This window comes from Streptomyces sp. NPDC047081 (assembly GCF_040643775.1).
In the GTDB taxonomy this organism is placed as follows: Bacteria; Actinomycetota; Actinomycetes; order Streptomycetales; family Streptomycetaceae; genus Streptomyces.
Genome location: NZ_JBEYUY010000006.1, coordinates 252,598 through 264,519 on the forward strand (window position 1 = coordinate 252,598; position 11,922 = coordinate 264,519).

9 protein-coding genes and 1 riboswitch are annotated in these 11,922 nt (G+C 70.3%); of the genes, 3 read left to right on the forward strand and 6 right to left on the reverse strand.

Annotated features, from left to right (window positions below; translation table 11 throughout):
- Nucleotides 1-63: 63 nt before the first annotated feature.
- From ABZ848_RS14135 to ABZ848_RS14145, 3 genes are all read right to left on the reverse strand, one after another.
- On the reverse strand, nucleotides 64-1,299 hold the full coding sequence (locus ABZ848_RS14135; protein WP_360830455.1) for an outer-membrane lipoprotein carrier protein LolA: 1,236 nt from the start codon (nucleotides 1,297-1,299) through the stop codon (nucleotides 64-66).
- Between the two features lie 268 nt (nucleotides 1,300-1,567).
- Nucleotides 1,568-2,578: a CHRD domain-containing protein gene (locus ABZ848_RS14140; RefSeq protein WP_360830457.1), complete on the reverse strand. Its 1,011-nt coding sequence runs from the start codon at nucleotides 2,576-2,578 to the stop codon at nucleotides 1,568-1,570.
- 141 nt (nucleotides 2,579-2,719) lie between these two features.
- Nucleotides 2,720-3,730: a polyprenyl synthetase family protein gene (locus ABZ848_RS14145; RefSeq protein ID WP_360830460.1), complete on the reverse strand. Its 1,011-nt coding sequence runs from the start codon at nucleotides 3,728-3,730 to the stop codon at nucleotides 2,720-2,722.
- 229 nt (nucleotides 3,731-3,959) lie between these two features.
- On the opposite strand from ABZ848_RS14145, the gene ABZ848_RS14150 reads away from it, so the two are divergent.
- The 3 genes from ABZ848_RS14150 to ABZ848_RS14160 all read left to right on the forward strand — a co-directional run bounded on the left by ABZ848_RS14150 (nucleotide 3,960) and on the right by ABZ848_RS14160 (nucleotide 8,415).
- Complete coding sequence (locus ABZ848_RS14150; protein ID WP_360830463.1) at nucleotides 3,960-5,462, forward strand: peptide MFS transporter; 1,503 nt, start codon at nucleotides 3,960-3,962, stop codon at nucleotides 5,460-5,462.
- Nucleotides 5,463-5,481: 19 nt separating this feature from the next.
- Nucleotides 5,482-7,479, forward strand: coding sequence for a CocE/NonD family hydrolase (locus ABZ848_RS14155; RefSeq protein ID WP_360830466.1), 1,998 nt, complete (start codon nucleotides 5,482-5,484; stop codon nucleotides 7,477-7,479).
- Nucleotides 7,480-7,735: 256 nt separating this feature from the next.
- Nucleotides 7,736-7,928, forward strand: a riboswitch (cyclic di-AMP (ydaO/yuaA leader).
- A 4-nt stretch (nucleotides 7,929-7,932) separates the two neighbouring features.
- Nucleotides 7,933-8,415, forward strand: a complete 483-nt coding sequence (locus ABZ848_RS14160) for a transglycosylase SLT domain-containing protein (protein ID WP_360830469.1) — start codon at nucleotides 7,933-7,935, stop codon at nucleotides 8,413-8,415.
- A 22-nt stretch (nucleotides 8,416-8,437) separates the two neighbouring features.
- Here the strand turns inward: ABZ848_RS14160 and ABZ848_RS14165 are convergent, their stop codons facing one another.
- The 3 genes from ABZ848_RS14165 to ABZ848_RS14175 form a co-directional block, all read right to left on the reverse strand.
- Entirely contained in the window at nucleotides 8,438-9,253 is an 816-nt protein-coding gene (locus ABZ848_RS14165; RefSeq protein ID WP_360830472.1) for an HAD family hydrolase, read from the reverse strand.
- A 131-nt stretch (nucleotides 9,254-9,384) separates the two neighbouring features.
- Nucleotides 9,385-10,587 (reverse strand): FAD-dependent oxidoreductase, encoded by a 1,203-nt coding sequence (locus ABZ848_RS14170; protein ID WP_360830474.1) that lies wholly within the window; start codon nucleotides 10,585-10,587, stop codon nucleotides 9,385-9,387.
- Nucleotides 10,588-10,651: 64 nt separating this feature from the next.
- Nucleotides 10,652-11,914, reverse strand: a complete 1,263-nt coding sequence (locus ABZ848_RS14175; protein ID WP_360830477.1) for an ATP-grasp domain-containing protein — start codon at nucleotides 11,912-11,914, stop codon at nucleotides 10,652-10,654.
- Nucleotides 11,915-11,922: the final 8 nt, after the last annotated feature.

Genomic DNA, 11,922 nt, shown 5'->3' on the forward strand with positions numbered 1-11,922 from the left:
AAGGTTCCCGGCCCGGTGCCGTCCGGCGTGTCGCCCGCCGGAGCCGCCCCGGGCCGGAGAGGCCTAGCCCGCGTTCGCCGCCTTCACCAGTGCGGCCTTGTCCACCGCGCCGACGTAGACCTTGCCGTCGTCGGTGATCAGGGCGTTGATCAGGCGGGTCTTGAAGATCGTGCCCGAGCCGAACTTGCCCGAGACCTTGTCGCCCAGCGAGTCCAGGAAGCCGCCGAAGGCGCCGCCGCCGGCATCGGAGCCGGACGGGATGCCCTGGCCGCCGGTGTCGAAGGTGGCGATGGAGTCCCAGCCCTCGCCGATGACGTTCAGGCCGTCGAGGCCCTTGCCGAGGTCCTCGTCGGACTTGGCGCCCTTGTCGGCGCCCTTCAGGCTGCCCGCGAAGTGGCCGTTCGTGTCGTCGGCCTTGTTGTCCTCGGTGACCTTCGCGCCCTTGGGCGTCTTGAAGTCGAAGGTCGAGGCGGACGGCTTCGAGAAGCTGATCTGGGTGAAGCCCGCGTCGATCACGGCCGCGCCGCCGCTCGCCGGGGTCAGCGTGAACTTCAGCGGCAGACCGGTCTTGGAGTCGACCGCGACGGTGATCTGGCCGACCGTCGAGCCGCTGTCCTTCGGCTTGATGACCAGGCGGTACGCGTCCCGGCCGGCGACCTGGGCGGTGCCCTGGACGGTGACCGAGGTGGTGTCGTCGACCGCCTTCAGGGCGTCCTTGGCGAGCTGGTCCGGCGTGGCCGGGGTCTCGTCCTGCTTCTGCTTGGCGTCGGCGCTGTCGGCGACCGTCGAGTGGTAGACCTCGTTCGACTGGCTGTCGTAGCCCCAGACGTCCTTGCCGTTGTGGATGAGGCTGTACTCCGCCGCGTTCTCCAGGAGGGACAGCTTCTGCTTGTCCGGGCCGTCGGCGGCGACGCGCAGGGTGTGCGTGCCGGTGGCCAGTTCGGTGAGCTTGGTGGAGGGGTCGGCGGAGGATCCGTCACCGGAGCCGCTGGTGGCCCCGGACGTCAGGCTGCTCTCCAGACCGCCGAGGTCGGGCAGGCCCAGGTCCGTGGTCACCTTCACCGTGCCGGACATCTGCTGCACGTCCGACTTGGCGATCTTCTCGAGGAGTTGCTGCGCGCTGATCTTCGGCAGGTCGGGGTCGCCCGAGTCGGCGAGTGCCGGGACGAGCCCGATGGTCGCGGCCGCCACCCCCACCACCGCGACCGGGACGACGTACCGCGCGGCCTTGCGTCGACCGGGGTGCAGGTCGTCGGCCTCCCCGGCACTCGTGCTGTCGTCGGATTCGTACGGTGCCATGTGTGCGCTACCTCCGTCGTCGGCGGCGGCTTCCAACTTCGTCTGACTGCACTCGTCTTCCACCCCAGCCGCCATTCTCACCCGAATCGGTGAGGAGTGGTGTTTTCCGTGGTTTCCAGTTGACCAAATCGGCCGGGATGAAGCGTCAGACCCCGGAGGCAACTCCGTGTACTCCTGGGGTATGACGTGAGAGGGCGGCGCCTCCCCCGACCCGTAGGGGTCGTGTGCGGGAAGGCGCCGCCCGGTGGAGCGAGTGTCAACTCCTGTCTCAGCCCTGCACGAAGACGTAGTCCGCCTGGTAGGGCACGCCGACGATGGTGCCCGGCGAGCAGGAGCCGGAAGGTGCGACTCCGCCGACGGTGTTCAGGCGCAGGATCTCGGCGGTGCCGGCGAGCAGGCCGTGGTGCTTGCCGGACTGCGTGGCCTTCAGGTCGAGCTCCGGGATGTTGCCGTCGCCGTTCGGGGTCTTGGACAGGAGGGCGCCGGTGACGGCGCTGCCGTCGGGCGCGACCCACTGCGGCGTACCGGAGTTGGGCTTGACGAAGGAGTGCTGGATGCCGCCGCCGAGCAGGGCGCTGACGTCCCGCTGGGCGAAGGCGTAGCCGCCGCCGTCGGCCGGCTTGCACTCGTAGATCTGCTTGCCCTTGACCACGGACGCCTGGAAGTTGTCGAAGGCGTCACGGAAGTCGAAGGCGGCGACGGTGACCTTGTGGAGCTGGCCGCGGACGGCGCCGCCCGGGAACTCGGCCGTGTGCAGGTTGGCGTAGAAGGATCCGGGGTCGGACTTCAGCGCGTCCAGCAGCGCCTTGTCCTTCACCTTGACCGTGCCGGTGACGCTGTGCCGCCGGCTCTTCTCCAGCAGCTTGCTGAAGTCGACCTTGACGCCGCCGTTGGTGCCCTTGGCGCCCTGGTGGATGTGGAGCATGGTCGGCTTGCCGGTGCCGCGCCAGGTCACGGCGACGGAGACCTTGTCGCCCTTGACCTTGATGAACTCCAGCGCGGCGCCGTCCTTGTCGCCCACGGCCGGACCGCCCGCCACGGGAACCTCGTTGGCGCCCCGCAGGCTGGTCGCGAGCAGGGTCCCCCCGGTGCCGCCGGAGACGGTCCCGCTCTGGCTGACGATGGTCTGGTCACTCATGCCGGCGTGCCCCGCGTGGTCGGCGCGGATGCCTCCGGCGGCGAAGGCGGGAATCACCGTCGCGGCGACACCGCCCGCTGCGGCCACCGCGACAGCGGTGACGATCAGGCTCTTACGGCGCTTCGAGAACGTCGCGTTCATGCCCATGATTCTTTTGTCTCCCCGTAGCTCGGCCGGCACCCCCTGCGCCGGCCTTCTGACTACGAGTACGGAATCAATCTTGGATTGGACTCAGTCCAGAGTAGTGACGTGCGTCACACACCCCAGGAGGCGGTACGAGGCTCAGCCGGCCCGGTGGACCACCGCGTCGCACATCTCCATGAGGGACAGCTTGGCGTCGCACTCCGGCAGCGGGGCCAGCGCGGCCCGCGCGTCCTCGGCGTACCGGACGGTGTCCCGGCGTGCCTGCTCCAGCGCGGGGTGCGCCCGCAGCCCGGCCAGGGCCTCGGCATGCCGCGCGTCGTCGGTGAGGTCGGAGTCCAGCAGCTCGCACAGCGCGATGTCCTCGGGCAGCCCGAGGCGCGCCGCCCGCTCGCGCAGCCGCAGCACCGGCAGCGTCGGGATGCCCTCGCGCAGGTCGGTGCCCGGCGTCTTGCCGGACTCGTGCGAGTCGGAGGCGATGTCCAGGACGTCGTCGGCGAGCTGGAAGGCGACCCCGAGCCGCTCGCCGTACTGCGTGAGCACGTCCACGACCGTCTCGTCGGCGCCCGACATCATCGCGCCGAACCGGCACGACACGGCCACCAGCGAGCCGGTCTTGCCGCCGAGCACGTCCAGGTAGTGGTCGACCGGGTCGCGGCCGTCCTGCGGGCCCGCCGTCTCCAGGATCTGGCCGGTGACCAGCCGTTCGAACGCCTCGGCCTGCACCCGTACCGCCTCGGGACCGAGGTCGGCCAGGATGTGCGAGGCGCGCGCGAAGAGGAAGTCGCCGGTGAGGACCGCGACCGAGTTGCCCCAGCGGGTGTTGGCGCTGTCGACCCCGCGGCGCACGGCAGCCTCGTCCATGACGTCGTCGTGGTACAGCGTCGCGAGGTGGGTCAGCTCCACGACCACGGCCGAGGGCACGACTCCGGGGGCGTACGGGTCCCCGAACTGGGCGGCGAGCATCACGAGGAGTGGACGGAACCGCTTTCCACCCGCGCGTACCAGGTGCTGGGCGGCCTCCGTGATGAAGGGGACCTCGCTCTTGGTGGCTTCGAGCAGTCCCTCCTCGACGGCCGCCAATCCGGCCTGGACATCGGCTTCCAGAGCCTGGTCCCGCACGCTCAGCCCGAACGGCCCGACGACGGTCACGAGGGGTCTCCTGTCTGCTGGTGTCTACTGGCGGTTACGCGGTTTGTCGATAGGTCGCTGCCATCACTCAAGTCAGCGTATCCGGTCACCTTTCGATCACCGATGCCGCCCACCCGTCCAGCACGGGCGGTATCGGATCACGCCCGGTATGTTTCTGATCACCTGATAACAACGGATATTTATCGACTTGAGCTGTCCACTTGCTCCACCTGGAGGGAAGCCGCCGCCCGTGTCCCGAACCGAAGTCGACGTCGAGCCCGGAAACCAGCCGCCCCCCGAGGACGATCACGCCTTCTTCGGCCAGCCCAGGGGTCTGCTCACCCTCTCGGGCCTGGAGGTCTGGGAACGCTTCTCGTTCCTGGGCATGCAGGCCATCCTGGTGCTCTACTTTGCCGACACCGTCGCCCACGGCGGCATGGGCATGGCGGCCGGCACCGCCGCCTCCGTCTCCGCGGCCTACGGCACCCTCGTCTACCTGGTCTCCGTCGCCGGCGGCTGGCTCGCCGACCGCATCCTCGGCTCGTACCGCGCGGTCCTGTGGGGCGGCATCCTGATCGCCTGCGGCCACTACGCGATGGCCGTGCCGACCCAGGCGATGACCTGGGTGGGCCTCGGGCTCATCAGCGCGGGCACGGGGCTGCTCAAGCCCAACGTCGCCACCATGGTCGGCAAGCTGTACCGGACCGACGACGAGCGCCGGGACGCGGGCTTCGCGCTGTACTACATGGCGATCAACATCGGCGCCTTCGCGGGCCCGCTGATCACCGGCTGGCTCGGCGACCACAAGGGCTGGCACTGGGGATTCTCGGCGGCCGCGATCGGCATGACGTTCGGGCTGGTCCAGTACGTCGCGGGCCGCCGTCACCTGGCCGGGCGCAAGCACACCGCGGAGTTCGCGCTCGCCCCGGACGCCATGCGCCGGGCGATCCGCCTGATCGTGGCCGGTGTGGCCGCCGTGGCCGTGCTCGCCGCCCTTCTGGCCGCCGCCGGCTGGCTGACCATGGGCCGCTTCGTCGACCTGCTCACCCTGATCTCCGTGATCGCCCCGGTGGTCTACTTCGCGGTGATGTTCGCGAGCCCCCGCGTCACCCCCGAGGAACGCGGCCGGCTGCGGCCGTACATCGTGCTCTTCCTCGCCTCCACGGTCTTCAACTTCATCCTCTTCCAGGCCTACTCGACGATGATGCTGCTGGCCGCCTCGAACGCCGAGTCGACCATCCTCGGCTTCGACTTCCCCGCCAGCTGGTACGCCTCCGCGCTGGGCGCCTTCGAGGTCGGCCTCGCGCCCGTGGTCGCCGCCCTGTGGGTGCGCATGGGCAGGCGCCAGCCGCACGCCTCCAACAAGATCGCGATCGGCGTCGTACTCGGCGGGCTGTCCTTCCTGCTGATGGTGCTGCCGACCTCGGGGCACGCGAACGACGACTACCTGATGTCGGCCTGGTGGATCGTGGGCTCGTACTTCCTGCTGGGCCTCGGCGACATCCTGCTGGAGACCTCCGGCATGTCGGCCACGACCAAACTCGCCCCGGCCGCCTTCTCCAGCCAGACCATGTCCCTCTGGTTCCTGTCCCTGGCCCTCGCCAACGGCATCCAGGCCCAGACCGTGAAGCTCTACGACGACGTCTCCAAGCCCGCCTACTTCGGCGTCAACGGCGCGATCGCGGTGGCCGCGGGCCTCGCGGTCATGGCCGCGGCGCCCTGGCTGCGCCGCACGATGCACCCGGTCCACTGAAGCCAACGGGGTCCCGCTCATGCACATCCGTACGTCCCTCCCCCACGACACGACCCACGAGGACCTCTGGATCCCCCTCCCGGACCAGACGCTGCTGTACGCGCGCGTGTGGCGCCCGCTGACCGACGAACCCGTACCGGCGCTCCTGGAGTACCTCCCGTACCGCCTGACCGACTGGACCGCGCCCCGCGACCACCAGCGCCACCCCTGGTACGCCGGCCACGGCTACGCCTCCGTCCGCGTCGACATCCGCGGGCACGGCAACAGCGAGGGCATGCCGGGCGACGAGTACTCGGCGACCGAGCTGGCCGACGGGGTCGCCGTCGTCAACTGGCTTGCGGAGCAGCCCTGGTGCAATGGGAAAGTCGGCATGTTCGGCATCTCCTGGGGCGGCTTCAACTCCCTCCAGATCGCGGCCCTCGCGCCCGAGCCGCTCAAGGCGATCGTCACGGTGTGCTCCACGGACGATCGCTATGACAACGACGTGCACTACATGGGAGGTTCCGTCCTCGCCGTCGACATGCACGCGTGGGCGGCGACCATGCTCGCCTTCGTCTCCCGCCCGCCCGACCCGCTGTACGTCGGCCCGGTCTGGCGGGACATGTGGCTCAAGCGCCTGGAGACGGTCGACCCGTTCATCCACACCTGGCTCGAACACCAGACCAGGGACGAATACTGGCGGCACGGCAGCGTCTGCGAGGACTACGGCGCCATCGAGGCCGCGGTCCTCGCGGTGGGCGGCTGGCACGACCCGTACCGGGACACGGTGCTGCGGCTGGTGGAACACCTCCCGGCCGATCGGGTACGGGGACTGATCGGGCCGTGGTCGCACCAGTACCCGGACCGGGGGCTGCCGCCGGGGCCCGCGATCGGGTTCCTCCAGGAGACGCTGCGGTGGTGGGACCAGCACCTCAAGGGCGCCGACACGGGTGTGATGCGCGAGCCGCTCCTGAGGGCGTACGTCAGCGACCCGCACCCTCCGGTCACGGTCTACGACACCCTCCCCGGCCGCTGGGTCGGCGAGCCCGCCTGGCCCTCGCCGAACGTCACGACGATCTCGTACGGCCTTCGGGGCGACCCCGTGCCGGTCCGCTCCCCCCAGCACACCGGCCTCGACGCCGGCCGCTTCTTCCCCTTCGGCAACGACGCCGACCTCCCGCCCGACCAGCGCGACGAGGACGCCCGCTCGGCCTGCTTCGACTTCGAGGTCGCCGAGGAGACCTGGGTGCTGGGGCGGCCCAGGGTCCGGCTGCGGCTGACCTCCCAGGCGCCACGTGGACAGGTCGTCGCCCGCCTGTGCGACGTCGCGCCGGACGGCTCCTCGACCCTCGTCACGCGCGGCGCGCTGAACCTCTCCGCGCGGCACGGGCGGGAAAAGGACGTCCCCTGGACACCCGGCGCCACCGAGGACGTCGAGTTCGAGCTGAACGGCATCGGGCACGCCTTCCCGCCCGGGCACCGGCTCCGTGTCGCCGTGTCCTCCGCGTACTGGCCGTGGATCTGGCCGCAGCCGGAGTCGGCGGCCGGGTTCACGCTGGACCCGGCGGGCAGCTCGCTGGAACTGCCCGCACGCGCGCGTGCGTCGGAGGAACCGGCGATCGCCTTCGAGGAGCCGGAGCAGTACGAGCCGCTCGGCGTCAACCACCCCGTCACGCTGGACGAACCGCGGCCCGAGCGGCTGGTCGTGCGGGACGTCGCCAGGGGTGAGTGGCGGCTGGAGGTCGACCCGCGGTACGGCGGCACGCGCGTGTACCCGGACGGTCTGGAGTTCACCGAGGACGCGCTGGAGACGTACACGATCCAGGAGGGCGATCCGCTGTCGGCCCGTACCCGTTCCGACTGGTCGATCCGGCTGCACCGCCCGGATCTGCCCTGGGAGACGACGATCCGTACGCGCTCCGAGATCACCTGTGACGCGGAGTCCTTTTTGACCTCCAATGAGGTTGTTTGCGCGGAGGGCGGCGAGGTCGTCTTCCACCGGACCTGGGAGAAGCGGATTCCACGGACGGCCGGTTGACGGTGAGTTGAGGGCATTGCCCGATTTGCGACTCTTGTGGATTGCAGTGAGTTGGCTCACGCCGGACCATGATCCGCATTCCGCCGCATTTCGGCCGATCCGCCTTTTCCGGTATGCCAGTTGAGGCTTGGCAGCCGCAAAGGATCAAGTGCCTCATATGACTCAGAGCAAGGTCAATAGGGGTGTTCTGTGAATCCGGCACTTGTTCCGGACATGTGCTCTCGCATACGTTCCCGGCCTGTCGGGCGGACGCCGAATCCTGCCACCGCCCGAGCCATCCACCGAGAACGTACGGGCAGGAGCGGGGGACCCAGGTAAGTCGCCGGGCCGGGGCGTCTTCGGACATTCCGGACCGGCTTTGGGGTGAAGTCGTGTCGCCTTGCGGCGGCGCGGCCGGGCATCTCCCGCCCGAACCCGACAGCTCACCTCGCAGGCGACGGAGAGGAACCCGTCATGTCTGCTGCCGCTCAGCACCGCCGCTCCAGAGGCTCCCGTCTCGCCCGCAAGCTCGCCGTCGTGAGCCTCGGCGCCACCGTCCTCGCCCTCCCGGTCATCGGCGCGACCAGCGCCTCCGCGGCCACCACCACGACCGTGACCGCCACCTCGCTGGGGTACGCCAACAACCTCGACGGCTGGATCCGCGCCTCCCTCCAGGTCATGGCGCAGCACGGCATCCCCGGCACGTACAACGGCATCTACCGCAACGTGATCCGCGAGTCCTCCGGCAACCCGTACGCCATCAACAACTGGGACTCCAACGCGCTCGCGGGCACCCCGTCGAAGGGCCTGCTCCAGGTCATCGACCCGACCTTCGCCGCGTACCACGTCTCGGGCACCTCGTACGACCCGTACGACCCGGTCGCCAACATCACCGCCGCCTGCAACTACGCGGCCCAGCGGTACGGCTCCATCGACAACGTGTGGGGCGCCTACTAGGAGGCGCCACCGGGCCCCGTCGCTACCGGGCCTGCGGGAACAGTCTTTCGAGGACGACGGCGATGCCGTCGTCCTCGTTCGACAGGGTGATCTCGTCGGCCACCGACTTGAGTTCGGGATGGGCGTTGGCCATCGCGACGCCGTGCGCGGCCCAGTCGAACATCGGGATGTCGTTGGGCATGTCCCCGAAGGCGATCGTCTGGTGCGGGCCCAGGCCCAGGTGTTCGGCGGCGAGCGCCAGGCCGGTCGCCTTGGTGATGCCGCATGGCTGGAGTTCGACGGTCCCAGGCCCCGACATGGTGACGGTGGCGAGGGAACCGACCACCGCGCGCGCGGTCGAGGCCAACTCGTCGTCGGACAGGTCGGGATGGCGCAGCAGCACCTTGCTGATGGGCTCGCACCACAGGTCGTCGCGGCGGCTGACCCGGACCGCCGGCAGGGTCGGGTGCGGCATCAGATAGCCGGGCTCGATGAGCGTGAGCCCGTCGACGCCGTCCTGGTCGACGGCCGCGTACACCTGGCCCACCTCGGCCTCGATCTTGCCGAGCGCGGTCTCGGCCAGCTCCCGGTCCAGGGTGACCGACCACAGCAGACGGTCCGCGCCGGCGTCGTACACCTGCGCGCCCTGCCCGCACACCGCGAGCCCGCTGCTGCCGAGGTCGTCGAGGAGCGGCCGCACTCTGGGGGCCGGCCGGCCCGTCACGACGAGGTGCCGGGCACCGGCCTCCGCCACCCGCGCGAGGGCGGCGAGGGACCGGTCGGACAGCGTGTCGTCGCCTCTGAGCAGCGTGCCGTCCAGGTCGGTGGCGACGAGTGCATATGCGGTGGGTGCGGCCATGATCAGAGAATACGGACAGGACGCCCAACGGACTCATCGCGAACCGGCCGACCGCCTTGTTCACCTGCGTATCTCAGTCAACTCCCGTACCTGTGTCTGCTCTTCGGGGCGGGCGGTGGCGTATGCCGTCGTCAGGCGTGAGCGGCCACCAGGTGCTTGGCCAGCCTCGGCGAGGCGAACTCCGTGCCGCACACGAACCGCATCACCGGGCCGTACGAGGACGCGGACGGCAGGCCGGTGAAGTACAGGCCGGGGACCGAGGAGACGTAACCGGCGCCGAGCTTGGGCGTGCCGCGGCTCACGGCGAGGCCGGTGCGCAGCTCGTGGCCGAGGAAGTCCATCGCCGCTATGTCGACGCGGTAGCCGGTGGCGGCGATGACGTGGTCCGCGGAGAGGGTCTCCGTGCGGCCGGCGTGGCTGCGGACCGTGAGCGTGGGGCTGCCGCCGTCCGCGTCCGTGCGGACGATCCGCTCGACCTCGCTGACCTGCACCTTGCCCTCGAAACGGTCGCGCAGCCACCAGGCGCCGAGCGGGCCGAGGACGCGGCGGACCAGGTAGTGGCGGGTCTCGGCGGGCAGGTAGCGGTACGGGTGCGGGTAGTAGCTCAGGGCCCACAGGGACCAGGCGCGGCCGAAGGGTGACTCGGGGCGCAGCTTCGGCTGCTTCCAGGGCGGTGCGCCGAAGGCGACCCGGCCGCGGCCGCGGGAGACCACCCGCACCTGGGCGCCCGCCTCCGCCGCGAGCGCCGCCGTCTCCAGCGCGGACTGGCCGGCGCCGACCACGATCAGGTCCTTGCCGGAGTAGCGCGTGAGGTCGTGGTGCTGGGAGCTGTGGGAGACCGGGCCCGTGGGGGTGGGTCCGTCCGCCGCGGCCGTGGCGAGTTCGGCCGGCAGATGGGCCAGGCCGGACAGGCCGGTGGCGACGACGACCGCGCGGGCGGTGAACAACTCCCCCGAGTCCAGCTTCAGTTCGAAGCCGCCCGCCTTGTTCCGGTCCACCGAGACCACCCGGACCCGCTCCAGCTCGGGCACCAGCTTCTGCTGGAACCACTCGCCGTACGCGATGAAGGTCTCGACCGGGATGATGTCCTCGTCGGTGACCAGCCGCTTGATGCCGGCGGCGTCGCAGTAGTCGACGAGGTTGTGACCCTGCTGCGGCGCGTCCAGGTTGGAGGCGGCCGGGGTCGACTTCAGGAGCATGCCGGCGGGCATGTGGTCGCGCCAGCTGACCATGGGCTCGCCGAAGACGCGGACGGGTATGCCGCGGGCTCGGAGATGGGCGGCGGTCGACAGGCCGAAGGGCCCGGCGCCGATGACTGCAACCGGTCGGATCACGAAGTCCCTCCCCAGGACGTCACTTCGTCACTTCGTGCCGGCCCGGACGGCTGTGCGTGCTGGCTCAGCCTCCCGAACCGGTGGTGCTGCCGCGGCGGTTGGTGCGCCACAGCTGATACAGGTGCTTCGCGCCCGGTCGCACGAAGCGCGCGAGCATCGTGAGGAACGGCAGCGGGTCGTCACCCGCGAGCCAGGCCAGCTCCGTCCCGCTCGCGCGCGCCGGGGCGTGCGGCGTCGTATAGCCGCTGCGGCGGTAGGCGAGCAGGGCGGGCAGGTCGATGTTCTCCACGATGTACCGGTGGCCGGCCCGCTGTTCCCCCTCCGGGACGGAGCGGCCGGTCAGGTCCAGATGCATGGCGCGTACGACGTCCACCGCCGACTCGTTCTCGAAGAGGCGGAACTGGGCGCCCATGCGCGGGTTGAAGTCGAGGAGCTTGTACTGTCCGTCGCGCCGGTCGAAGCGCAGGTCGAGGTCGATGATTCCGGTGAAGCCGATCTGTTTGATGAAACGCGCGGCGAGGTCCGCGAGTTCCGGATTGTCGACGACGTACGCGTTCGCGGTCATTCCGGCGTGCGGCGGCCAAGAGCGCACCTTCACGCCGGTGAACATCGCGAGCGGGGTCGAGTCCTGGTCGAAGTAGGCGTGCACGATCCAGTCCTCGGCGTCCTCCCTCGGCAGGTACTCCTGGAGGATCACTCCGGGCCGCTCGCCCCAGTCGCGGGCCAGGTCGAGCAGGCCCTCGCGGGTGGCGATCCGCGTCGTGCCGTTCACCGCGGGCTGCTTTCGGCGCAGGAAGGCCTCGCGGTTCTTCGCCACGACCGGGAAGCGGGCCTTCTCGGCGAAGGCCACGATGTCGTCGTACGACTGCGGGAAGGCGGCCGTCGGGCTCGGGATGCCGTGTTCCACGCACAGTTCGTGCAGGCCCTGCTTGCTGGCCAGGCGGCGGGGCAGGGCGGGGTCGACGCGCGGGAACAGGAAGCGGCCGGCGAGCACGTCCTGGTGCTCGGCGATCAGGACGGCGGCCTCCTCGTCGGTGGGGACGAGGACGGTGGGGCGGCCGATGCGGCGCCCGACGCGCAGCAGGCCCTCCACCAGGTGCTCGGGGTCCTCCGTGCCGGTGGTCGGCCAGACGAAGGCCTTCTTCAGATAGCGGGAGGAGGCGGCCGGTGTGTAACGGTCTTCCGTTATCGCGTACATGGGCACGCCGAGGCGGCCCAGGCTGCGTATCGCCCCGACCCCTCCGTGGTGCAGCGGGTAGTCGCCGAACTTGACGATCAGGCCGGGCACATCACGATCGGCCCGGAAAGGCACACTGCTCCTGGCCACGGGTCCCC